We start from the raw sequence: 21,939 nt of genomic DNA, 5'->3' as shown, positions 1-21,939 counted from the left end.
CAGAGGGCAGAGCCCTTGGGGCCCTCCCTTGGAAGGGAGGGTTTGGGAGGGATCGAAAAGGGGTTTATCACTAAACTCTTCCCATATTTTTGATATTCTTTTAAGGAGGTGAATTTCGTGGCAGTACGTATTCGTTTGAAAAGAATGGGTGCACATAAAGCGCCTTTCTACCGTGTAGTGGTTTCCGATTCCCGGTCCCCTCGTGACGGTCGTTTTATCGAGGAAATCGGTTACTATAATCCGGTTGAACAACCGGCAGTAGTTAAGATCGATGAGGAAAAAGCTCTTAAATGGCTTCAAACAGGTGCACAAGCATCTGATACCGTCCGCAACCTGCTTTCCAAAGCTGGCGTGATGAAGAAGTTCCATGAGCTGAAGCAACAGAAATAATGACTGATTGCGAGGGTCCTCTATGGAAGAATTAGTTGGAGTTATTGCTAAGGCTTTAGTGGATCATCCAGAGGATGTAACGGTGCGGACTGTGGAGAAGGACCACCTGATTGTATATGAGCTTTCCGTACATCCTGATGATGTCGGCAAGGTTATCGGCAAGCAGGGCAAGATCGCCAAAGCGCTCCGCACAGTCGTTACATCGGCAGCAGTCAAGAGCGATAAACGCGTAACCGTAGATATTTTATCTTAACTGATACGCACAATGAGGGGCTTGGGATAGTATATCCCGGCTCCTTTTTGTTCAAATATAGATAAATGACAATAAAGGAGTGGATATAATGGCAGAAGAATTAACGGTAGGCAGACTGGTCAACACGCACGGCATCCGGGGAGAAATCAAAATTTTATCGCATACCGACTTTCCGGAAGTGCGGTTTGCACCTGGTAAAAAAATGATAGTTATCCCGGCAGACGGCAGTCCCCGATTCGAGGTTATTGTGGAGTCGGCAAGAGAGCATAAGGGGATGTATATCGCCAAGCTTAAGGGCTACACCAACATTAACCAGATTGAAAAGTATAAAGGCAGCATGCTGAAGGTTCCCGGAGATGATCTGGTCGAGCTCCCGGAGAACGAATACTATTTCCATCACATCGTAGGCTGTGAGGTCTATACAGATCAGGATGCGGACAAGCCGCTGGGAACCATTACCGATATTCTCCAGCCGGGTGCAAATGATGTCTGGGTGGTAAAACCCGCCAAAGGGCAGGACATTCTGATCCCTGTCATCGACGATGTAGTGCTGGATGTAGATACCGCAGCCAAAAAGATCACCGTGCATCTGATGGAAGGGCTGCTGCCATGATGCGGATCGATGTGCTGACGCTTTTCCCGGAGATGTGTGAGGGGGTATTCAGCACAAGCATTCTGGGTAAAGCGCGCGACAAAGGCATTGTCTCCCTGAATGCGGTCAATTTCCGTGACTTCTCCGGCAATAAGCATAATACGGTAGATGATACGCCATACGGCGGAGGCGGAGGCATGGTGCTGAAGCCGGATCCGATTTTTGCGGCGGTTGAACATGTACTGGGCATTCCTCCGGTTTCGGCAGAGTCTGCCAGCCTAACAGAGGCTGTTCAGGAAGGTGAAGAGCTGGATGGGATAGCTGCGGATACAACTGCGTCGGTTAAGCCGCGGATTATCCTCATGTGCCCGCAAGGGAAGACATACAACCAGCAAATGGCCGAGGAACTGGCCAAGGAGCAGCATCTGATCTTTATCTGCGGCCATTACGAGGGTTATGATGAGCGGATCAGGGAGCATCTGGTGACAGACGAGCTGTCAATCGGGGATTATGTACTGACAGGGGGGGAACTGCCTGCCCTGACGGTTATTGATTCCGTAGTGCGGCTGCAGCCGGGTGCCTTGGGTAATGAGACTTCAGCCATCACGGATTCATTCAGCACCGGACTGCTGGAATATCCCCATTATACACGCCCTGCCGAATTCCGCGGCTGGAAGGTGCCGGATATGCTGCTGAGCGGTCATCATGCGAATATTGAGCTGTGGCGGCGTGAGCAGGCACTGCAGCGTACGCTGGAACGCAGGCCTGATCTGCTGGAGACGGCTGAGCTTACAGCCAAGGATAAGAAAATGCTGGAGGAATTGAAGCGGCAGCGGCACGGACAGGCTTGAGCGTATTTTTTGTAAAAGTAGTCATATCTGACGTCTGTTTAACGTATATTACGTTGAGGAGGCGTTTTTTGTTATGTCCAGATGGGTATATAAATCTCAGCGGTACAAAATACAACAGCTGCGAGAGTGACACAGAAGCTTCACAAAAGAATACGAGCAAATGTGCGTTAGGATCCTTAATTTGGGGTAATGAATAGAGGTGCCGCATTAACACCACTCTCTCAGAAGCAGCTTAACTATTGAAAGGGATGACAAGAAGTGACTACGAATACGCATGAACCACTCAAGCCTGACGTGGACACTGTCCACAAAGAAGCGGAGCCGCTCCGCACCGTTAATGATATTATCGAGTTTTATACGAACCGTAAATCGAAATTCTCCATATGAATGACCTGGTAACAGGTTCGATAAAGAGACTTAACCAAAAAAACTTTAAAGACGTACCCGTACGGGTGCAGCTTTAAAGTTTTTTTGTGCCTGCAGAGTGGTCTGATGAGAAATAAAAAAGACCGTCCGAAGACGGTCTCTCTACCCGAGGCGCTTTATAAAACTGTGATCCGTATCCCGCGCCACCAAGGCTAACAATATCAGCCGTTGGTCCGGGTAAGGGATACGTTCAGCATATCATTATAGATGTGAACGCACCTCCTTTCCTTATGCCAAAAGTATAGCACAGCTAAATCTAAAAAACCATTAAATTTAAATAATAGTTTTAAATTAAAATTTGGTAAAATTATAGGAGAATAGAAGTCTTGTTGGTCTAATGAAAAAAACCGCCTTCTGCAGAATAATGATCCTGAGGAGTCGGTTTTTGATGTGTACAATATGCGGCTACTCTAAAGTACTCCGGCTGCGCTTCAGCTGAACAATACCGGTAACCAGTGAATAGGTTCCCACTGCCAGCAGGGCTACAATGGCCCAGGTGTAATTGCGCACACTATAGGTGAGGGACGCGAACATGATGAAGATGGCGATCCGGAGAACCCCTTCATTCATAAATTTCCTGCTTACTGCGCTCATGATTTCTGCCTCCTCATAGTGGTTGTAATAGTAGATATACAGGTCCGAAAACGTTTTACTATTTGTAATCATTATAAACCTTTTCTGAAGAAAAAGACACACTTTGTTCACAAGTACTTTATTTCACAATAAATTCACTTTATGCAGAATGTTTCAAAAAAAAGTTGTCGGTTGGCGTATACCTGTACCCCTGCCGTTGCCGTAATATCACGTCCCTCATAAAATACAGCAAACGAAGGAGGAGGGGTACCCTGGTGGAAGCTTATTACAATTGTCTGCACTGCAAAAACAAAAGAGTGCGCATCATGACTACTGACGGAAAGAGACATGAAGGTATTATTGTGGATGTTGACCAGAATAATGTGTATCTGAAAACAAAAGGTAACGGGCGGATGAAAACATCGGCCTATCCCGGCAATTTTTACGGCGGATATTATGGTTACGGCAGTGAAATTTTAACCCTGAGCCTGTTCACACTGCTGGCTATCGCACTGATCTGACAGCAAAAAGCGGACTGTCCCGGAAATACCGGGAAGTCCGCTTCTTATATATAATGAATGAAAGTTAACAAAGAAATATGCAGCCTTCTACTGCTGGACTGAAATCGCTCCGATCTCAGTAGATAGGGACAGCAGGGGACCGCCTCCATTGTAATCCTGCTTACCGGCCGTAACTCCGCTGATCGCGCCAAGCTCGCTGTCGGCCTTAACCGTACAGTGTAAATTGCCGGCTAGACTGGCCTTAATGGCACCAATTTCACTGCTGGCCTTAAGACTGCTGCCGTTGTTCATACCTTCAAGGCCGAGCACGATGTTCCCTGTTTCGGATTGTACTGTGGACTTGCCGCTGATCACTGCGTCCTTAAGGGTGATGGTGCCAACCTCACTGGCAAGATCAAAGCTGCCGTCAAGCCCGCTTAATTCTATAGAACCAACGCTGTTGGAAATGTCATAGGCTGTGATTGCTGCCGGAACCTCAATTACATAATGAATACTGAAATCGGAATGCCCGTATTTCTTCTGTGCCCATGACCAGAGGTCTTTCCCTGGTTTATCCTTAGGGTGGGCGGAGACGGTCAGCGTGCCGCTTTTATTTTCAATGGAAACCTCGGCATTGTCCAGAATTTTGCGGTCTGTATCACGGGTAAGCGGATTATGGGCGGTGAGGGTTGCCGATACATTAACAGTATCGCCCTGAGTGGAGATCAGTTCAATCTGGCCGACTGCATTATCCACAATGAGCTCGGTAGAACTGCCTGCGGTAAGCGATGTTGTAAGCTCCTGCTTCAGGCTGGCTTCGCTGATCTGTTCTGCTGCCTGGGCTGCGGTTTCCTGAACGGCTTGCTGCACATCGTCTGCCGCCTCTGCAATATCCCTGCTGATATCCCCGGCAGCTGCGCTTACATCGATACTGAGCGACTCTAGAAAATCCGTGCTGCTGTTACCGGACAAGCTCTCCTCCAGCTGCTGATTAGCCGCTTCTTTGCCCGGAAGCTCCCGGCAGCCGGCAAGCAAAACGAGCGAAAATACGGTAACTGCCGCAACGATAGCAGTGTTATGTTTTTTTCTCAATGGTTAACCCTCCCGATAGATCTCTAATTTGCTTATGTATAGTCAATAGTATATATTATGGTAAATAATTGAAGAATGGGCCGCAGGCGGGTTACTTACTGGACTAAAGTCGGGGGCAGGGAAACCTGCTGTGATTTGAAGTTTTTTTATGATAAAATATCTTAAAGATTATCTGTCAAGTGCAGCGGAGCTCGCCGGCAGGAAGAGGGTCAGGTGCACAATCAGTAAAGGTTAAGGGAGCGGATGAGCAAATGGGATATGCAGCCGTTTTTGTGGTATTGCTTGTTATTGTTGCTGTTTCTTTCAAATCCCGCAGCCGCAGCAACGAGCCGGAGAGCCCGAAGCAGGGCACACCCAGCAATGTTATTTCCATGGACAGACACCGCAAAGCCAAACAGAGTGCTGCCATACAGCCTTGTTCCTCATGCAGGAAGAAGAACGGAAAGCTGATCTTTTATGCCCAGGATGATGGAAGCGTAGTCGGATTATGCAGGGACTGCAAGATTAAAGCCAAGAAACGTGACATGATGCCGCTATAAATGAAAATTACTATTGCACAAGCCTATCTTTTATGATAATATTATTTCTGTTGTGTGGAATACGGTGGTCCGCTGCGGATAATGAGGGAGAGCATAGGTCTCTCCGGAAGAGGCATGAACACCTGTACGGAAGGAGGAAGTCCTAAATGAATATCCTACAAGCTATTACTCAAGAGCAACTTCGTAAAGATATCCCTAGTTTTCGTCCAGGTGATACTTTGAAGGTGCACGTAAAAGTTATCGAAGGAACTCGTGAACGGATCCAGTTGTTCGAAGGCGTTGTAATCAAACGTCGCGGCGGTGGAATCAGTGAGACTTTTACGGTTCGTAAAATCTCTTACGGTGTTGGTGTGGAAAGAACTTTCCCAATCAACTCGCCTAAGATCGAGAAAATTGAAGTGTCCCGTCGTGGTAAAGTTCGCCGTGCGAAACTGTACTATCTGCGTGAACTTCGCGGTAAAGCTGCAAGAATTAAAGAAATCCGTCGCTAGAATTAGCGGCAAAGAAAGGGGCTTGATTTCAAGCCCTTTTCTTTATTCCTACGGATACCTCCGGTCCTTTATACAAAACCAGACTTGAACATATATGCCTTAGGATCAGCTTCTTCCGAAAAGGCCTCCTGAAGGAGTATTCGTGGGGGAGTTTTTGGCAGAAGTTTTTTTGTTGTATAGTGGATGTATAGTGAGAGTAGCATAACGAGAGGACGGTGAACTATGCAGCAGGATTTGCAGCAGGGACAAGGGGATACGGTGGACCAGAGCGGCCAGCCCCCTCAGAAACAGAAAAATGAAGTACTGGAATGGGTAAAGGCGATTGCGATTGCTTTAGTTCTGGTCGTTCTGATCAGATGGCTGTTGTTCAAGCCGTTCATTGTGGACGGGCCTTCAATGCAGCCGAATTTCCATACAGGCGAACGGGTTATTGTAAATGAGATCCTGTATGACATCCGTTCCCCGCACCGCGGTGAAGTCATTGTGTTCCATGTGCCTTCCGAAGGCAGGGATTTTATTAAGCGGGTTATTGCGGTAGCCGGAGATACAGTTAAGGTCGAAGGGGATGTCGTAACGGTTAACGGCGAGCCTGTGGATGAAACGTATATTCAGGGGGCCATCGACGCCAGACATGCCAATAATGCTCTATATAATAACAAGGACTTCCCGAATGAAGATGTTCCTGATGGTACTGTACCTGAAGGCCATGTGTTCGTTATGGGGGATAACCGCTCTGACAGTACGGACAGCCGGATGATCGGTTACGTGCCGCTGGGCGATATTGTCGGCCGTGCAGATTTGATTTTCTGGCCGGTTCAGGATATTTCGATTATTAACCACTAAATGATGCTGACAAAAGTCAGAGGAGGTGACGGCTATGGCCATTCAATGGTTTCCCGGTCATATGACGAAGGCAAGACGGCAAATCGAGGATAAGCTGAAGCTGATTGATGTTGCAATCGAGCTGCTCGATTCCCGCCTGCCGCTTTCCAGCCGCAATCCGATGATTGACGATATTTTGCGGGATAAGCCAAGACTGATTATTCTTAACAAAAGCGATCTGGCCGACCCTGAGGCGACACGCAAATGGCTGGCGCATTTCCGGGCAGAGGGTCATATTGCTCATCCGGTAGATGCTTCAACAGGGACTGGAATCAAGGAAATTCCTGAACAGGTCAAGCTGCTTCTCAAGGAAAAGATTGACCGTCAGATTGCCAAAGGCATGAATCCGCGGGCAAACCGTGCGCTGATCGTCGGCATTCCGAATGTCGGCAAATCGACGCTGATCAACAAGATGGCCGGACGCAATATCGCCCTGACCGGCGACCGTCCTGGTGTAACCAAAGGCCAGCAGTGGATCAAGACAGACGGAACGCTCGAACTGCTTGATACTCCGGGGATTCTATGGCCCAAGTTCGAGGACCAGGAGGTTGGTTACCGTCTGGCTATCACCGGTGCGATCAAGGAAGAGGTTCTTAACGTTGAGGACATCGCTTATTATGCGGTAAAATATCTGATCAAGGACTACGGTTCACGGTTCCAGGAGCGTTTCGGCATTACAAAGCTGCCAGACGATCTGGACAACCCGGATGAAATTGTGGCCGTTATGGAAGCGGTCGGACGTAAACGCGGCTGTCTGATCAGCGGCGGCCGGGTCGATCTGGAGAAGGCTTCCCGTACTCTGCTGCACGAGCTGCGTGCCGGCAAGCTGGGGACATTCACGCTGGAGACACCGTAACAACCAGGGATTAAGGTGATGAGAGCCATCCAATTATTTGGGTGGCTTTTTGTGTTTAAAGAAGGATGACCCCGGAAGTGATGATGTGATAAGCTGGCTAATAGAGGACTTATAATTGGATATGGCGGTGGGAAATGATGAGTAATGTAGAGATAGATATGCTGAGTTATGAAAAAGCGGGCTGGGAGCAGTCGTACCGCCGGATAGCCGGTGTGGATGAAGTGGGCAGGGGTTGCCTGTTTGGTGATGTGGTGGCAGCGGCGGTGATTTTGCCGGAAGGCCTGATTATAGATGGAGTTGACGACTCGAAAAAGCTGACGGTGAAGAAGCGGGACACACTGTATGAAATCATTATGGAGCAGGCAGTGGCTGTCTGTGTCGGACATGTGGAGTCGGCAGTGATTGATGAGATTAACATCAAGCAGGCCTCCCGCCTGGCGATGAAAAAAGCGGTTGAGGGGCTGGGAGAGATTGCCGATTATCTGCTGGTCGACGCGGAAAAGGTAGATCTGCCGCTGCCGCAGCAGGCAATCATTAAGGGAGATGCCAACAGCCAGTCGATTGCCGCGGCTTCCATTATAGCCAAAGTGACCCGCGACAGATTATGTGAAGGCCTGTGGGAGGAATTATATCCGGACTATGGCATCAAAATACATAAGGGATACGCGACTAAGCTGCACCGGGAGCAAATTCTGGCACTGGGACCTACCCCGATGCACCGGCGCAGCTTTATCGGAAAGATTCTGGCTGAGCAGCAGACTTTATTTTGAGGCTGAAACCTTTTATAAAATGAACAGCAAATGTCGATATAATAGAAGATTAGAACTTTAGAAGGGAGGAGTGCGGCATGAATATCGGGTCATTATTCCGCGGCCTGCTGGGTGACAGCAAGCCGGGTGAGGCCAAGTCACTGGAGCTGAAGGAAGGCCAGGTTGTCCGGGGCGTGGTACTGAGTGTGTCGGAATCCGGTAAGGAAGCGGTGGTGCAGATTCAGGGAACCCCTGTCCGTGCCGAGCTGGAAACGCCGCTTACGCCGGGGCAGTCGATGACGCTGCAGGTCGCACCTCCGGGAGAAGGCGGACTGCCGGTACTGAAGCCGATGTCAATGGGCGAAGCTGCGCTTGCTTCTCCGCAGAGCATGGGCGAAGCGCTGGAACAGCTGGGGCTCAAAGATGCAAAGGCAGGTAAGGAGATTATTCAGGCCATACAGTCCGGCGGACTGCCGCTGACCAAAGAGACTGCGGCCAAGCTGGATGCTATCATGAGCGCGAAGCCTCAGGGCGTAGCCACTCAGGAATGGCTGGAATCGGCTGTGCTGTCAATGAAACGCGGGCTGCCGGTAACAGCTGAGAGCGTGAGGGGGCTTCAGCAGGCGGTTTTTGGACCGAAGCTGCATGAACTGCTGGCCCAGCTTGAGACAGAGCTTAACGCATGGGCTCAGCAGGAAAGCGATGCTGTCAGCGGGAAGACGGGTGCCCCGGTTTTGAATAAGGGTGCCAGTGCTTCTGTGGCGGATCATGCTGCCGGAAGCCAGGCTGCTAGTGCAGGCAGCGGAGCGGCTGAGACTGAAGAGGCAGCAGGTGCTGCCAAGACATCTGCTGCGTCTGCCGCTGCTTTAAGCGGAGCCCGCACGGCGGCATCAACGGGCATGCAGGTTACAGGTGCGGGAGCTGCAGATGATGCTGTGCCGTCAGCCGAGGGGGGATTGGCAGCTGAGAATGATGCTGGAGAAGCCGCAGCCGCTAAAGGAGCAGCCGGTAAGGAAACGCCGGCCTCCGGGACTTCAGCTGCCGGAAATCCGGCGGCCCGGGCCGCAGCAGATACTGTCGGCACAGCTGTTAACCCGCAGTCTGCGGATGCTGGAGAAGCGGACGGGGCGGCAGGCGCTGCTGTCAAGCTGGGGTCGGCTGAATCAGCAGGGCAGGCAAGCGCTGCGGCCAGAGCTGTGAGCACAGATGCCGCAGGCACTGCCGGGAAGAGTGGCGCGGCGGAGCCGGCAGCTGACGGCAGTGACGAGCCGGCGGACGCTGCTGCGAAGGGCGGCGCTGTTACAAAAGGTGCCGATGGGCAGCCGGCACCTTCCGGGGGCGCCCTGCTCGCGAAGCTGCAGGGCGTGCTCACCGAGCTGCGCGGCACGCTGCCGCAGCTCACAGACCAGGCTGGCGCTGCCGCCCAGCCTGAAGGGGATGCCCCGCCTGCAGCGGCGGGGCAAGAGCCGGCCCGCGCGGCCGGCACGCCGCGCGGGGACAGCCCGGCTGCGGCGCAGCAGCCGGGCCAGGCACCCGCCCCTGCCCAAGACACGGCGTCTTGGGTGGGGCGGGTGCTGAAGCTGCTCGGTGCGGAGCACGAGCAGCAGGCTGTGCGCGGCGGCGCAGTAGCCGCGCAGGCAGCGTCCGGCGGGGCGGATGCCGCCGATACGCTGAAGGGCGTGCTGCTGCAGGTGATGGGCAGCAGCGACGCCCCGCCCGCGGTCAAGGATGCCGCGGGCCAGCTTGTGGCGCAGCTGACCGGCCAGCAGCTGCTGATGAATACGGACCGCACGGCGCCGTTCGCGCAGGTTACAATGTTCCTGCCGCTGCGCGGACCGGACGGCGAGGAGACGGCTTCGGTACATATCCAGTCACGGCGCGGCCGCAAAGGTGAACTGGATGCGGCGAACTGCCGCCTCTGGTTCGATCTGGATATGAAGCAGCTGGGCCAGACCCTGGTGGATGTTCAGGTTGTCGACCGGATCGTCAGCCTGAAGCTGCACAATAACGATCCGTGGGTGCTTGAGCTGCTTGAAGGCAGACGGGACGACGTGGCGGCTGCTGTGGAATCCATCGGGTACCAGCTGTCAAGCCTGCGGACCGAGCCGCTGCCGGAGGTAAAGGCAGTCTCCGGACCGGCGGGCGCTGTGTCAGCAAGACGGGCTAAATTTACTCCGGATTCCTACAAAGGGGTTGATTACCGGATATGAGCGGGCAGGAGAAGCAGGAAGTGTCACAGGGGATGAAAAAAGCGGTAGCCCTGAAATACACCCCTGGTCAAAGTGATGCACCGGTGGTCGTAGCTAAAGGTCAAGGTATGGTTGCTGATGTCATTTTGCAAAAGGCCAAAGAGCACGGTGTAATGGTGCAGGAGGATGCTGCGCTGGTTGAAGTTCTCTCTAAACTAGATCTGGATCAGCAGATTCCGCCGGAGCTGTACAACCTGGTGGCAGAAATTTTGAGCTATGTCTATCAAAGCGACAAGCAGGCCGGAAGGCGTAACAGGCAATGAGGGAAGCCCATTCCGGCGGGACCTACAACAGGAAGGCCAAGGGGGCGGCGGCGGAAGCGGCAGCAGCGCTGTATCTGGCCTCCCGGGGATATACGGTGGTGGAGACCAACTGGCGCTGCCGCAGCGGTGAGCTCGATCTGATTACGGAATATCAGGGCAGACTGGTATTCATCGAGGTGCGCAGCCGCAGCGGCAGCCCGTTGCCGGGAACTCCCGAGGAGTCGGTGGATGCCCGCAAAATCCGTCAGGTCCGCAGCACAGCAGGGGTGTATCTGCACATGAAGGAACAGCAGGATCGCGCGGTTTCCTTTGATGTCATCAGTGTACAGCTGAACCCGGATTTGAGTGTCGCCGCGCTCAGGCATATCCGTGAGGCTTTTTAAACATTGACCCGGCCAGCCTCTTCTTGCTTAGGGCTATATAACCGCCATCCCGGGCAAGGCTGCACATAATGGGTCATTTGTCCAGGGAAATGGGTAAACATTATTGTGACTTTTAATGCTACCATGAGGAGGCGGTTCCCGTGAATAACCAACCGGTTAATATACAGGTAAGCTTTGCTTGCCAATATTGTGATCACAAGATAGAAGTGGATATGGGAGCACGGCCTTCTGCTGTTATCTGCTGCAGTAACTGCAGTAAGAGTTTTACGATCATGCGCCCGGCCATCGCAGAGGAAATACTGATAGACTGGGAGAATGAAGCGCTGATCCAGAAAATCAGGGCTGAAAAAAGCCTGAGCAGCCACAGCAGCCTGATGAATCTGGTCATCCGGGTAATCGAGCTGCTGACCTGGCGCGACAGAGGCAACGGACAGGTTGAAGCGATTAAGGAAATGCGTAAATGGCTGGTGGAGCATGAAGAAATACCTTCTCTAGCGGAGCTGATCCATCTGGATACCACTCAGCGTTCAGGTAAACGGGACTGGCCGAAATAATGCTGTTGCAGATGAACTTAAGAATTACTTGGCACTGGTGACGTCTTTGCAGAATGATCACTGCATAGCCAGCCATATTCTTAAGTTCTATTGTTTATAATTACATAACGGGAGGAACCGGTATGCCGGACGTCTTTTTTACATCGGATCATCACTTTGGACATAAGCTGATTATTGATTTTGAGTCCCGGCCCTTCGCGAATGTGCAGGAGATGGATGAGGGGATGATTGAAAACTGGAATTCGGTGGTGAGTGCCGGGGATACCATTTTTCATCTGGGTGACTTCTCCTTCCTTAGCCTCGAGGCAACCCGTGAAATCATCAGCCGCCTGAACGGGTACAAAATACTCATTCTCGGCAATCATGACCGCGGGCGCGGGCGGCACTGGTGGCTTGAGGCAGGTTTTGACGAGGTTAGCGAATACCCGCTGGTGTATAAAGACTTCTTCTTTCTGTCCCATGAGCCCATGTATATGAATAGACATATGCCTTACGTAAATGTGCACGGTCATATTCACGGCCAGAAATATGAAGGAAACAATCACTTCAATATTTGTGTAGAGCATACCGGCTATAAGCCGCTGTCTTTTGCAGCAATCAGGGATGTCGTTACGGTCAGTGAGGAAGGGTAATGCACTTGATCAGGGAGATCGTTAACTGCGGCTATTGAGGAAGCACCTTTTTTCTTGAATGAATGACGCTTTGCGCGGACGTATTTCAAGGAAAGAGGTGTTTTTTGTGATGTACGGAAAATGCATACTGAACTTTTAAATTGACAGAAATAAATTATGTAATAAAATTAGCTTGTTACTGAAATATCAGGTAAAGGAGAATGTAAGTTGAAAGAAGCTTCACTTCATTATATCTTTAATAAACGCCGCGATTTAAGCCTTAAATTGAGGATTCAGACTATTTTTTTATGTGCCATAACGATCATTGCCAGTGTTATCTTAAATGGCTTGACTGCCAAAACAGCAATCATTTCAATATCAGCGGTTATCGTTTGTGCTGCAGGATACCTGGGTCTAAAAATTGTATTCAGAAGTTTGGCCGACTCAAGCAGAAAAATAGCCATTCAGACAAAATTCCCGATTGAGAATGATATGCTTACAGCTACGCAGCAAGAGCTTATATTACTTGATATGGATTATTTCTTTAATGAATCAGGTGAAGTAAGAAAGAACAGAATCCCTCAAAACAATAAGCTTTATCCGGTTATTATAGATCTGTCTGCAGTTAAAGGTAAAATTGAAAATGGTGAGCAGCTGACAAGCACAGAAATGGAAGCCTTGAGCAAAATCTACTCATTAGAAAGCTTTAATGATCTGGGCAGATAGTTCACGCTTGCGCAGGGCTTGATAAAAGCGCCAATGTCTTTGTATACTATGAATAGCGATACTGCGGAAAATGAGGAAGCACCTTTTTTCTTGAAGTGATGACGCTCCACGCGGGCGTATTTCAGGGGAAGAGGTGTTTTTTGTCATGTACGGAAAAATGCATAGTGCCTGTCTGTACGGCATTGAAGGTGTGATTATCGGAGTTGAGGTTGATCTATCCAACGGTTTGCCTCAAACCAGCATCATCGGTTTGCCTGACTCGGCCATCCGTGAAGCGGTGGAACGGGTGCGCGCAGCTGTCAAAAACTGCGGTTACCGTTATCCCCAGCAGCGGGTTACAGTTAATCTGGCTCCGGCCGATCTGCGTAAGGAGGGTTCGGCATTTGATCTGGCCATTGCGCTGGGCATTCTGACGACCAGCGGCCAGCTGATCATGCCGGCGGCTGAAGAGCTGCTGCTGATCGGTGAGCTCGCCCTGGACGGGAGTCTCAGGCCGGTGACCGGTGTGCTGCCGATGGTTGAAGCTGCCAGACGGTCTGGCTTCCGCGGAGTGCTGGTACCTCGCGGTAATGCGGCTGAAGCTGCGCTGATCAGCGGCATGGCTGTCTACGCAGCCGACCATCTGCGGGAGCTTCCGCAGCCTGCGGACAGGGTGAAGGTATTGGCTACCGGCCCGGCTGAACAGTGTGAAGCGCAGCAGCATAATCCGGAAGTTGCTGCAGCTAATGGAGAACATCCGGCCACTGAGCCGCCGCTCCCGTTTCCGGTAACCGTAATGGAGAGTCAGGCTGATTCCGGCCATAGCCGCCAGCCAATCAAGGCGCTTGATCTTGAGCATTTGCGGTATATCGCGGAATATAATGTCCGCAGGGTCTCTATCCAGACAGATGGATTAATGAAGGAGGACTATGGTGATGTGCTCGGTCAGAGTCATGTAAAGCGGGCATTGACGATAGCGGCTGCCGGTATGCACAATATAATCCTGGTAGGCCCGCCCGGGACAGGAAAAACCATGATGATCAAGCGGCTGCCGGGCATCCTGCCGGATCTGAATGACAGCGAGTCGCTGGAGGTCACCAAAATATTCAGTGCGGCCGGCAAGCTGACGGATACCCGCAGCGGGCTTTTGCGGAGCAGACCTTTCCGGGCACCGCATCATACCATTTCTGCGGCCGGGCTGATTGGCGGGGGAAGCATACCGAAGCCCGGTGAGGTCAGTCTGGCTCACCGGGGAGTTCTTTTTCTGGATGAGCTGCCTGAGTTCTCGCGTAATGTGCTTGAGGTGCTGCGGCAGCCGCTGGAGGATAGCGAGGTCACGATAAGCCGCGCCCGGGCTGCGTTCACCTTTCCGGCCCGTTTTTTGCTTGCCTGCTCCATGAATCCGTGCAGCTGCGGGTATCTGGGTAATACCGGGACCCAGCAGCGGTGTACCTGCAGCCCGGCAAAGATTGCCCAGTACCGGTCCCGGATCTCCGGTCCGCTGCTGGACCGGATTGATATGCAGGTAGATGTTCCACGTCCGGCTGACTGGAACGGGCAAAGCCCGGCTTTATCGTCAGCCGAGATGCGTAAGACAGTGTTAGGAGCGCAGCAGATCCAGGCGGAGCGTTACAGCAAGCTGCCGATTTCCTGGAACAGCGAGCTGTCCGGAGCTGCGCTCCGCCGCTATGCGGAATTGAATAAAGAGAGCAGCCTGCTGCTTAATGGGATACTGGAGAGTCTGGGTTTGAGCATGCGGGCCCATGACCGGATTATTAAGCTTGCCAGGACTATTGCTGATCTGGAAGGAACGGCTGCGATCAGCTCTGCCCATCTGGCAGAAGCGGTGCAGTACCGGAACCTGGACCGGCAGATCGTGACTGAGGAGTAAGACGCGGGCCATTTTGAATCTTTTCCTTCATTATATATATCCCTGCTTGCAGCTATGAATAACGAATATGCACATACAAACAAGCCGCCCGGATATGATCCGGACGGCTTGCTTTCTGCGGGAGGTTCACCGGCAAGGGAGAGGATTAAAGCACATTGATCTCAACTGCAATGTTGCCGCGGGTAGCGCGGGAATAAGGGCATGCGCCATGTGCAGCTTCTACCAGCTTCTCCGCTGTTTCACGGTCGACACCCTTCACCAGTACATCCAGCTTAACAGCAATTCCGAAGCCGCCGTCTTCCACTTTACCGAAGCTTACGGTAGCAGTGACTTCGCTGCCTTCAATTTTCACTTTACCAAGCCGGGCCACCATGTTTAGTGCACTGTCAAAGCAGGCGGAATATCCGGCTGCAAACAGCTGCTCCGGATTAGTACCCTCACCGCCGGCTCCGCCCATTTCGCGTGGAGTGCTGATGGTCAGGTTCAGCTTAGGGCTTTCGGACTCAATATATCCGTTTCTTCCGCCGACTGCTTTTACAGTAGTTTCATACATTTTTTGCTGGATAGTCATCATTATAAATCGCTCCCGTTCGTGTTCATAAATGTATTGTACACAATTTAATTTAACACAATAAAAATAATAGTCAATATATTTTTTGCTATTAACATGATATTGCAGATGAATTGTGTTAAAATAACGTCATAAAGGCAGGTGAAGAAAAAATGCAAGAACCCACAACTACCCCTGAGCTGATGCTTGATAATCAGCTGTGCTTTACGATCTACGCATGCTCGCGTGAATTTACGAAGCTGTACCAGCCTCATCTGGACAAAATCGGACTAACATATTCGCAGTACCTGGTCATGATTGTGCTGTGGGAGAAGCAGCAATGTACCGTCAAGGAGCTGGGCGAAGCCCTGTTTCTGGATTCAGGAACGCTGACTCCGCTGCTGAAGCGGCTGCAGGCCGCGGGACTTATTCTCCGTGAACGCTCCCTGCAGGATGAACGGAAGGTACTTATCTCGCTGACTGAAAAAGGCTGGGAGCTGAAAGGCGAAGCTGTCTGTATTCCGGCGAAGATGGCGGAAGGTGCGATGCTCTCGGCAGAGGAATTTGTCCATCTGCTGGGCCAGTTCAAGGATCTGCTTGGCCGGATTCATGAAGCAAATAACAATGCATCTAAATAGTAGTACAAGCCTGTGTCAATGCAACCGTTCGCATTCCGGCATGAAATCAAGCGAAAATATATGTATAAATAGTGAAAGTTTTTGAGGAAAGCATGAATGAATCATGTTACAATAATCTGGGTTTCACTTTATATAATATAAGTAGGTGCGAATCTGTACCCCGCTGATCAAAACGGAATGCGGTATGGCTGCAGGCTGCCTGCACAAGCCGCCGCAACACTTTAGGAGGCTTCCGGTATGAATATCCACGAGTATCAGGGAAAAGAAGTACTTAAGAAGTACGGCGTAGCCGTACCGAACGGAAAAGTAGCTTATACAGTGGAGGAAGCAGTAGAAGCTGCAGCATCACTCGGTACACCGGTGGTGGTAGTGAAGGCTCAGATTCATGCAGGCGGAAGAGGGAAAGCCGGAGGGGTCAAGGTTGCCAAGTCGCTGGATGAGGTCCGCACCTATGCGGGAGAAATCCTTGGAAAGACGCTGGTTACCCATCAGACCGGACCGGAGGGCAAGGAAGTAAAACGGCTGCTCATCGAAGAGGGCTGCCAGATTGCCAAAGAATATTATATTGGAATTGTAGTAGACCGGAGTTCCGGCCGGGTGGTCATGATGGCCTCCGAAGAAGGCGGAACTGAAATTGAAGAGGTAGCGGCTACTCATCCGGAGAAGATTTTCAAGGAAATTATTGATCCGGCAGTAGGACTGCAGACCTTCCAGGCACGCAAGCTGGCGTACAGCATCGCTATTCCTAATGAACTGGTTAATAAAGCGGTCAAGTTCATGCAAGCGCTCTATTTGGCTTTTGTGGATAAAGATTGCTCGATTGCGGAGATTAACCCGCTGGTTGTTACCGCTGACGGAAATGTGATGGCGCTTGATGCCAAGCTGAATTTTGATTCCAACGCTTTGTTCCGCCACAAGGATATCCAAGAGCTCCGCGACCTAGATGAAGAGGACGAGAAGGAGATTGAAGCTTCCAAATTTGATCTGAGCTACATTGCCCTGGATGGCAATATCGGCTGTATGGTTAATGGTGCGGGACTGGCAATGGCGACGATGGACATTATTAAATATTACGGCGGCGAGCCGGCCAACTTCCTGGATGTAGGGGGCGGTGCGACGACCGAGAAGGTTACTGAAGCGTTCAAAATCATTTTGTCTGACGACAAGGTGAACGGCATCTTTGTCAATATTTTCGGCGGTATTATGCGCTGTGACGTTATTGCTGAAGGTGTAGTGGAAGCTGCCCGGCAGCTTGGGCTGACCAAACCGCTCGTTGTACGGCTTGAGGGGACCAATGTGGCGCTCGGCAAGCAGATTCTCGCCGGTTCCGGCCTGAATATCGTGGCAGCAGATTCCATGGCGGACGGTGCCCGTAAAATTGTTTCTCTTGTGTAACCCAAGTCTCGTATTCGACAAACTAAGTAGGGATGTGACCAAACGATGAGCATTCTTGTAGATAAAAATACGAAAGTCATCACACAGGGAATTACGGGCTCGACGGGCTTGTTCCATACCAAAGGCGCACTGGATTACGGGACCCGGATGGTGGGCGGCGTAACGCCGGGCAAAGGGGGGACCTCTGTCAACATTACACTCGAAAATGGAAGCGAGGTCAGCCTGCCGGTATATGATACGGTTGTTCAGGCTAAAGCAGCTACCGGTGCTACGGCCAGTGTTATTTATGTGCCGCCGGCGTTTGCTGCGGACTCCATCATGGAGGCAGTGGATGCCGGGCTGGAGCTCGTTATCTGTATTACAGAAGGTATTCCCGTGCTGGATATGGTCAAGGTATCGCGTTATATGGAAGGGAAGTCTACCGTACTTATCGGACCTAACTGTCCGGGTGTCATTACACCGGGAGAATGTAAGATCGGCATCATGCCGGGCTACATTCATACTCCCGGGTATGTAGGCGTAGTCTCCCGCAGCGGAACCCTGACCTATGAAGCGGTGCATCAGCTGACAGAACGCGGAATCGGACAGTCATCTGCTGTCGGAATCGGCGGAGACCCGGTCAAGGGCTCGGAATTTATTGATATCCTTAAGCTGTTTAATGAAGATCCCGGCACGAAGGCGGTTATTATGATCGGTGAGATCGGCGGAACGGCGGAGGAAGAGGCTGCGCTGTGGATCAAAGAGAACATGACCAAGCCTGTAGTCGGCTTTATCGGCGGCGTTACGGCACCTCCGGGCAAACGGATGGGCCATGCCGGTGCGATTATTTCCGGAGGTAAAGGCACTGCCAGCGAAAAAATCGCCGTGCTGGAGTCCTGTGGAATTAAAGTCGCCCCGACACCGGCTGAAATGGGCTCGACCCTGGTTAGTGTGCTGGAGGAGCGCGGCATTCTGAATGCTTTTACCACCCATTAATCCTGAGACAGCTTGGCTTTAGCCAAAAAAACATTGTGCTGCCATTCGTCAAGTAGTATGATTTATTAAAGGTAAGCAACCTTTTATTCCTGTGCGCAGGGTAAAAGGTTGCTTTTTTGCGTTTATATTCCGGGATTTCAGCTCTTTGCAGCGCCAGCTTGCTTTTTTTACAGCATTATCACAAAATAGGGAAGGTTGACCCTTCCATTCAAAGGGAGCGTTCATATGGACATGCGTGATTTGTTATTCGGGCTGAATGAAGTGGAGGGGATTGGCTGGAAAAGCATCGACAAAATCCGCAAGGCGGGACTTTTGTCGGATCAGGCCTTTAATTGCCGGGCCGAAGAGTGGCAGCAGGTCGGATTATCCGCAAAAATGTCACAGCGGCTGGCTGAAGAGTTTCATGCCGGATGGGTCGAAAGGCGCCGTCTTTTAATGGAAGAAAGCGGTGCAGCCATGATTACTGTTTGGGATGAAGAATATCCTCCCATGCTGAAAGAGACAGCCGAACCGCCCTGGGTGCTTTACTACCGCGGGTCTCTGAAGCTTGCATCGCAGCCTGGAATCGCCATGGTGGGTACGCGTGTGCCAACTGCTTATGGCCGGAAGATCGGAGAGATACTGGCAGAGCAGCTCAGCCGGGCCGGTCTTATCGTAGTAAGCGGTCTGGCCCGGGGAATCGACAGCGTCTGTCATGAAGCGGCACTATCCTGCGGCGGGAGTACAATCGCTGTAGTCGCTACAGGACTCGACACTGTCTATCCGCCCGAGAACCGGGAGCTGGAACGGGAAATATCGCGTAAAGGCCTTGTACTCAGTGAATACCCGCTGGGTACCAAAAGCCATCCCGGACTATTTCCGCAGCGTAACCGGATAATCGCCGGACTTACGCTTGGGACGGTAGTTGTTGAAGCGGACAGCCGCAGCGGATCACTCATTACTGCCGATGCCGCCCTGGAGGCCGGAAGAGATGTGTTTGCCGTTCCCGGTCCGGTAACCTCGCCCAAAAGCCGGGGAGCGCTTGACCTGATCAAACAGGGGGCGAAACTCGTAACCGGCGCCGAAGATATAGTGGAAGAATACATAGCAATACTGCCTGTAAAGGATGTAAAAAAAGGCGGAAATCTCCTTTTAGATCCTCAGTACGGTGACGGGCTCACTGAAAAGAAATTGACAAGTGAGGAGTCTCACCTATACCATATACTGCATCAAGGCCCTTTTTCACTGGATGAGCTGCTATCCAGAACAAACTGGGATTTTGGACATTTGCATTCAGTTCTGTTATCTTTAATCATAAAAAAAGCGGTAACACAATTGCCGGGTGCAATTTATAAGGTCATTTAATATAGAAGGAAAAGAGTTGAGCGTGTTCCTTCCATCTCTTTTGCCGGGATGAAGGCCTGGCTCACATCATTTTAGGAGGATTAACCTATGGCAGATACACTGGTCATTGTCGAATCGCCGGCCAAGGCGAAGACAATCGGCAAATATTTAGGCAGTAAATATATAGTAAAGGCATCTATGGGACATATCAGAGATTTGCCGAAGAGCCAGATTGGCGTCGAAGTGGAGAATGACTTCAGTCCCAAGTACATCACGATCCGCGGTAAGGGTTCCATTCTGAAGGAACTTAAAGACGCCAGAAAAAAAGTGAAAAAAGTTTATCTGGCGGCTGACCCGGACCGCGAAGGGGAAGCGATTGCCTGGCATCTGGCGCATGCGCTGGATCTGGATAATACCGAGGAATGCCGGGTTGTTTTTAACGAAATTACGAAGCAGGCGGTCAAGGATGCCTTCAAGACTCCGCGCAAAATCAATATGGACCTGGTAAATGCCCAGCAGGCCCGGCGTATATTGGACCGGCTTGTAGGCTACAAGATCAGCCCGTTGTTATGGAAGAAAGTCAAAAAAGGCCTGTCAGCTGGCCGGGTACAATCAGTAGCAGTAAAGATTATTATGGACCGGGAAAATGAGATTTCGGCATTTGTCCCGACTGAATACTGGAGTATCACTGCGAAGCTGGGCATTAAGGGCACTGACTTTGAAGCGAAGTTTCATAAGCTGAACGGCGTGAAGAAAGAGCTGGGCAAGGAAAGCGACGTTCAGGAAGTTCTGGAAGTTATTAAGAACGCTGACTTCAGAGTAGCTGAAGTAAAGGAAAAAGAAAGACAGCGTCATCCGTCCGCACCGTTTACTACAAGCTCACTGCAGCAGGAAGCTGCCCGTAAGCTTGGCTTCCGTGCAGCCAAGACGATGTCCGTGGCACAGCAGCTGTACGAAGGTGTAGAACTCGGCAAAGAGGGTACGGTCGGTCTGATTACGTATATGCGTACCGACTCCACGCGGATCTCCACTACGGCCCAGGATGAGGCTAAGGAACTGATTCTGGCCAAATATGGTGAAAAATTTATTCCTGAGACCCCGCGCCAGTATTCCAAAAAAGCGGCAGGAGCCCAGGATGCGCATGAAGCGATCCGTCCGACCTCGGCACTGCGCGAGCCTGAACTCGTTAAGGAATTCATGAGCCGCGATCAATTTCGCCTGTATAAGCTGGTCTGGGAACGGTTCGTATCCAGCCAGATGTCCTCGGCTCTTCTGGATACCCTTTCGGTGGATATTTCTGCAGGAACAGCGGTTTTCCGGGCGGTGGGCTCCAAAGTATCCTTCCCCGGATTTATGAAGGTCTATGTGGAAGGTAATGATGACGGAACAACGGATGAAGAGAAATTCCTGCCGCCGATGAAGTCGGGCGACGAGCTTGACAAGCAGGGGATTGAGCCTAAACAGCACTTTACCCAGCCGCCCCCGCGTTATACGGAAGCACGCCTGGTCAAAACAATGGAAGAGCTGGGGATAGGCCGTCCGAGTACGTATGCCCCTACGCTGGAAACCATTCAGAAGCGCGGCTATGTGGCAATTGAAGAGAAAAAGTTCATGCCGACTGAGCTTGGTGAGCTGATCATAGAGCAGATGGAACAGTTCTTCCCGGAAATTCTTGATGTGGAATTTACAGCCCACATGGAAGGTGATCTTGACCATGTGGAGGAAGGGGCAGAGGATTGGGTCAAAGTCCTGGCCGGCTTTTACGAATCCTTTGAGAAACGGCTGGAATTCGCCGAAGAGGAAATGAAAGAAATCGAGATTGAAGACGAGGTTTCAGATGAACTCTGCGAGAAATGCGGCAAGCCGATGGTCTATAAGCTCGGCCGGTTCGGTAAGTTCCTGGCTTGCTCCGGGTTCCCTGACTGCCGCAATACGAAGCCGATTGTGAAGGATATCGGGGTTACCTGTCCTAAATGCAATGAAGGCAAGGTAGTGGAACGCCGCAGCAAGAAGGGCCGTGTATTCTACGGCTGTGACCAGTATCCGGGCTGTGACTTTGTCTCGTGGGACCGGCCGTCGCTCAAACCATGCCCTGCCTGCGGCTCATGGATGGTGGAGAAGCGCAATAAGCAAGGCACCAAGCTGCAGTGTACCTCCTGTGATCATACAGAGGCTGTACTTGACAGCGAAGATTTGTCAGAATAATAG

Annotated in this window: 26 protein-coding genes; 23 read left to right on the top strand and 3 right to left on the bottom strand. The window is 51.3% G+C overall.

Translation table 11 applies throughout. The annotated features are described in order from the left end of the window. Nucleotides 1-117 precede the first annotated feature (117 nt). From rpsP to NST84_RS17975, 5 genes are all read left to right on the top strand, one after another. Nucleotides 118-390, top strand: coding sequence for a 30S ribosomal protein S16 (rpsP, locus tag NST84_RS17995; RefSeq protein ID WP_091066196.1), 273 nt, complete (start codon nucleotides 118-120; stop codon nucleotides 388-390). Between the two features lie 22 nt (nucleotides 391-412). After that, on the top strand, nucleotides 413-643 hold the full coding sequence (locus NST84_RS17990; RefSeq protein ID WP_342561540.1) for a KH domain-containing protein: 231 nt from the start codon (nucleotides 413-415) through the stop codon (nucleotides 641-643). An 88-nt stretch (nucleotides 644-731) separates the two neighbouring features. Next, the gene (gene rimM / locus NST84_RS17985; RefSeq protein WP_342561539.1) at nucleotides 732-1,256 is read left to right on the top strand and encodes a ribosome maturation factor RimM; all 525 of its coding nucleotides are present in this window, start codon (nucleotides 732-734) and stop codon (nucleotides 1,254-1,256) included. Further along, entirely contained in the window at nucleotides 1,256-2,086 is an 831-nt protein-coding gene (trmD, locus tag NST84_RS17980; protein ID WP_342566467.1) for a tRNA (guanosine(37)-N1)-methyltransferase TrmD, read from the top strand. Before rimM ends, trmD begins: the two co-directional genes overlap by 1 nt. Before the next feature lie 258 nt (nucleotides 2,087-2,344). Next, nucleotides 2,345-2,473 (top strand): hypothetical protein, encoded by a 129-nt coding sequence (locus tag NST84_RS17975; protein WP_260509852.1) that lies wholly within the window; start codon nucleotides 2,345-2,347, stop codon nucleotides 2,471-2,473. 444 nt (nucleotides 2,474-2,917) lie between these two features. Here NST84_RS17975 and NST84_RS17970 read toward each other — a convergent pair whose 3' ends face one another. Then, nucleotides 2,918-3,106 carry a hypothetical protein gene (locus tag NST84_RS17970; protein WP_342561538.1) on the bottom strand — a complete coding sequence of 63 codons (189 nt, stop codon included), beginning with the start codon at nucleotides 3,104-3,106 and terminating at the stop codon, nucleotides 2,918-2,920. A gap of 254 nt (nucleotides 3,107-3,360) precedes the next feature. On the opposite strand from NST84_RS17970, the gene NST84_RS17965 reads away from it, so the two are divergent. Then, nucleotides 3,361-3,606 (top strand): hypothetical protein, encoded by a 246-nt coding sequence (locus NST84_RS17965; RefSeq protein WP_342561537.1) that lies wholly within the window; start codon nucleotides 3,361-3,363, stop codon nucleotides 3,604-3,606. An 87-nt stretch (nucleotides 3,607-3,693) separates the two neighbouring features. Here NST84_RS17965 and NST84_RS17960 read toward each other — a convergent pair whose 3' ends face one another. Then, complete coding sequence (locus tag NST84_RS17960) at nucleotides 3,694-4,677, bottom strand: hypothetical protein (RefSeq protein WP_342561536.1); 984 nt, start codon at nucleotides 4,675-4,677, stop codon at nucleotides 3,694-3,696. Nucleotides 4,678-4,928: 251 nt separating this feature from the next. Between NST84_RS17960 and NST84_RS17955 the strand changes: the two genes are divergently transcribed. From NST84_RS17955 to NST84_RS17900, 12 genes are all read left to right on the top strand, one after another. After that, a complete protein-coding gene (locus tag NST84_RS17955) occupies nucleotides 4,929-5,216 on the top strand; it encodes a hypothetical protein (protein WP_342561535.1) in 288 nt (95 codons plus the stop codon). A 146-nt stretch (nucleotides 5,217-5,362) separates the two neighbouring features. Further along, nucleotides 5,363-5,707, top strand: a complete 345-nt coding sequence (rplS, locus tag NST84_RS17950) for a 50S ribosomal protein L19 (protein WP_342561534.1) — start codon at nucleotides 5,363-5,365, stop codon at nucleotides 5,705-5,707. A 222-nt stretch (nucleotides 5,708-5,929) separates the two neighbouring features. Further along, nucleotides 5,930-6,550: a signal peptidase I gene (lepB, locus tag NST84_RS17945; RefSeq protein ID WP_342561533.1), complete on the top strand. Its 621-nt coding sequence runs from the start codon at nucleotides 5,930-5,932 to the stop codon at nucleotides 6,548-6,550. A 34-nt stretch (nucleotides 6,551-6,584) separates the two neighbouring features. After that, complete coding sequence (gene ylqF / locus NST84_RS17940; RefSeq protein WP_342561532.1) at nucleotides 6,585-7,445, top strand: ribosome biogenesis GTPase YlqF; 861 nt, start codon at nucleotides 6,585-6,587, stop codon at nucleotides 7,443-7,445. A 137-nt stretch (nucleotides 7,446-7,582) separates the two neighbouring features. Beyond that, a complete protein-coding gene (locus tag NST84_RS17935; RefSeq protein WP_342561531.1) occupies nucleotides 7,583-8,215 on the top strand; it encodes a ribonuclease HII in 633 nt (210 codons plus the stop codon). A 77-nt stretch (nucleotides 8,216-8,292) separates the two neighbouring features. Beyond that, nucleotides 8,293-10,404: a DNA ligase gene (locus NST84_RS17930; RefSeq protein ID WP_342561530.1), complete on the top strand. Its 2,112-nt coding sequence runs from the start codon at nucleotides 8,293-8,295 to the stop codon at nucleotides 10,402-10,404. Then, nucleotides 10,401-10,706, top strand: a complete 306-nt coding sequence (locus NST84_RS17925) for an EscU/YscU/HrcU family type III secretion system export apparatus switch protein (protein WP_342561529.1) — start codon at nucleotides 10,401-10,403, stop codon at nucleotides 10,704-10,706. The genes NST84_RS17930 and NST84_RS17925 overlap by 4 nt, the downstream gene beginning before the upstream one ends. Then, a complete protein-coding gene (locus tag NST84_RS17920; protein WP_342561528.1) occupies nucleotides 10,703-11,089 on the top strand; it encodes a YraN family protein in 387 nt (128 codons plus the stop codon). Before NST84_RS17925 ends, NST84_RS17920 begins: the two co-directional genes overlap by 4 nt. 272 nt (nucleotides 11,090-11,361) lie before the next feature. Then, complete coding sequence (locus NST84_RS17915; RefSeq protein ID WP_342561527.1) at nucleotides 11,362-11,643, top strand: hypothetical protein; 282 nt, start codon at nucleotides 11,362-11,364, stop codon at nucleotides 11,641-11,643. Nucleotides 11,644-11,765: 122 nt separating this feature from the next. After that, nucleotides 11,766-12,275 carry a phosphoesterase gene (locus NST84_RS17910; protein ID WP_342561526.1) on the top strand — a complete coding sequence of 170 codons (510 nt, stop codon included), beginning with the start codon at nucleotides 11,766-11,768 and terminating at the stop codon, nucleotides 12,273-12,275. Nucleotides 12,276-12,482: 207 nt separating this feature from the next. Beyond that, a complete protein-coding gene (locus tag NST84_RS17905) occupies nucleotides 12,483-12,980 on the top strand; it encodes a hypothetical protein (protein WP_342561525.1) in 498 nt (165 codons plus the stop codon). Nucleotides 12,981-13,125: 145 nt separating this feature from the next. Continuing rightward, entirely contained in the window at nucleotides 13,126-14,850 is a 1,725-nt protein-coding gene (locus NST84_RS17900) for a YifB family Mg chelatase-like AAA ATPase (protein ID WP_342561524.1), read from the top strand. A gap of 145 nt (nucleotides 14,851-14,995) precedes the next feature. On the opposite strand, the gene NST84_RS17895 is transcribed toward NST84_RS17900, so the two are convergent. After that, the gene (locus NST84_RS17895) at nucleotides 14,996-15,424 is read right to left on the bottom strand and encodes an organic hydroperoxide resistance protein (RefSeq protein ID WP_342561523.1); all 429 of its coding nucleotides are present in this window, start codon (nucleotides 15,422-15,424) and stop codon (nucleotides 14,996-14,998) included. A gap of 149 nt (nucleotides 15,425-15,573) precedes the next feature. On the opposite strand from NST84_RS17895, the gene NST84_RS17890 reads away from it, so the two are divergent. The 5 genes from NST84_RS17890 (at nucleotide 15,574) to topA (ending at nucleotide 21,936) form a co-directional block, all read left to right on the top strand. Continuing rightward, nucleotides 15,574-16,038, top strand: coding sequence for a MarR family transcriptional regulator (locus NST84_RS17890; protein WP_342561522.1), 465 nt, complete (start codon nucleotides 15,574-15,576; stop codon nucleotides 16,036-16,038). Between the two features lie 237 nt (nucleotides 16,039-16,275). Continuing rightward, entirely contained in the window at nucleotides 16,276-17,433 is a 1,158-nt protein-coding gene (sucC, locus tag NST84_RS17885; RefSeq protein ID WP_068724042.1) for an ADP-forming succinate--CoA ligase subunit beta, read from the top strand. Nucleotides 17,434-17,478: 45 nt separating this feature from the next. Then, the gene (gene sucD, locus NST84_RS17880; protein WP_342561521.1) at nucleotides 17,479-18,408 is read left to right on the top strand and encodes a succinate--CoA ligase subunit alpha; all 930 of its coding nucleotides are present in this window, start codon (nucleotides 17,479-17,481) and stop codon (nucleotides 18,406-18,408) included. Nucleotides 18,409-18,633: 225 nt separating this feature from the next. Then, complete coding sequence (gene dprA, locus NST84_RS17875) at nucleotides 18,634-19,752, top strand: DNA-processing protein DprA (RefSeq protein ID WP_342561520.1); 1,119 nt, start codon at nucleotides 18,634-18,636, stop codon at nucleotides 19,750-19,752. Between the two features lie 87 nt (nucleotides 19,753-19,839). Beyond that, nucleotides 19,840-21,936 (top strand): type I DNA topoisomerase, encoded by a 2,097-nt coding sequence (topA, locus tag NST84_RS17870; RefSeq protein ID WP_342561519.1) that lies wholly within the window; start codon nucleotides 19,840-19,842, stop codon nucleotides 21,934-21,936. Nucleotides 21,937-21,939 lie beyond the last annotated feature (3 nt).

The organism is Paenibacillus sp. FSL R7-0345, assembly GCF_038595055.1.
Classification (GTDB): Bacteria; Bacillota; Bacilli; order Paenibacillales; family Paenibacillaceae; genus Paenibacillus_AQ.
This window is presented reverse-complemented; position numbering and strand designations above follow the sequence as displayed.

Bases quoted from the DNA above. Each gene is read 5' to 3' on its own strand.
- NST84_RS17990 (WP_342561540.1), top strand. From the start codon at position 413: ATGGAAGAATTAGTTGGAGTTATTGCTAAGGCTTTAGTGGATCATCCA.
- rimM (WP_342561539.1), top strand. From the start codon at position 732: ATGGCAGAAGAATTAACGGTAGGCAGACTGGTCAACACGCACGGCATC.
- trmD (WP_342566467.1), top strand. From the start codon at position 1,256: ATGCGGATCGATGTGCTGACGCTTTTCCCGGAGATGTGTGAGGGGGTA.
- NST84_RS17970 (WP_342561538.1), bottom strand. From the start codon at position 3,106: ATGAGCGCAGTAAGCAGGAAATTTATGAATGAAGGGGTTCTCCGGATC.
- NST84_RS17955 (WP_342561535.1), top strand. From the start codon at position 4,929: ATGGGATATGCAGCCGTTTTTGTGGTATTGCTTGTTATTGTTGCTGTT.
- rplS (WP_342561534.1), top strand. From the start codon at position 5,363: ATGAATATCCTACAAGCTATTACTCAAGAGCAACTTCGTAAAGATATC.
- lepB (WP_342561533.1), top strand. From the start codon at position 5,930: ATGCAGCAGGATTTGCAGCAGGGACAAGGGGATACGGTGGACCAGAGC.
- ylqF (WP_342561532.1), top strand. From the start codon at position 6,585: ATGGCCATTCAATGGTTTCCCGGTCATATGACGAAGGCAAGACGGCAA.
- NST84_RS17935 (WP_342561531.1), top strand. From the start codon at position 7,583: ATGAGTAATGTAGAGATAGATATGCTGAGTTATGAAAAAGCGGGCTGG.
- NST84_RS17930 (WP_342561530.1), top strand. From the start codon at position 8,293: ATGAATATCGGGTCATTATTCCGCGGCCTGCTGGGTGACAGCAAGCCG.
- NST84_RS17925 (WP_342561529.1), top strand. From the start codon at position 10,401: ATGAGCGGGCAGGAGAAGCAGGAAGTGTCACAGGGGATGAAAAAAGCG.
- NST84_RS17920 (WP_342561528.1), top strand. From the start codon at position 10,703: ATGAGGGAAGCCCATTCCGGCGGGACCTACAACAGGAAGGCCAAGGGG.
- NST84_RS17915 (WP_342561527.1), top strand. From the start codon at position 11,362: ATGCGCCCGGCCATCGCAGAGGAAATACTGATAGACTGGGAGAATGAA.
- NST84_RS17910 (WP_342561526.1), top strand. From the start codon at position 11,766: ATGCCGGACGTCTTTTTTACATCGGATCATCACTTTGGACATAAGCTG.
- NST84_RS17900 (WP_342561524.1), top strand. From the start codon at position 13,126: ATGTACGGAAAAATGCATAGTGCCTGTCTGTACGGCATTGAAGGTGTG.
- NST84_RS17895 (WP_342561523.1), bottom strand. From the start codon at position 15,424: ATGATGACTATCCAGCAAAAAATGTATGAAACTACTGTAAAAGCAGTC.
- NST84_RS17890 (WP_342561522.1), top strand. From the start codon at position 15,574: ATGCAAGAACCCACAACTACCCCTGAGCTGATGCTTGATAATCAGCTG.
- sucC (WP_068724042.1), top strand. From the start codon at position 16,276: ATGAATATCCACGAGTATCAGGGAAAAGAAGTACTTAAGAAGTACGGC.
- sucD (WP_342561521.1), top strand. From the start codon at position 17,479: ATGAGCATTCTTGTAGATAAAAATACGAAAGTCATCACACAGGGAATT.
- dprA (WP_342561520.1), top strand. From the start codon at position 18,634: ATGGACATGCGTGATTTGTTATTCGGGCTGAATGAAGTGGAGGGGATT.
- topA (WP_342561519.1), top strand. From the start codon at position 19,840: ATGGCAGATACACTGGTCATTGTCGAATCGCCGGCCAAGGCGAAGACA.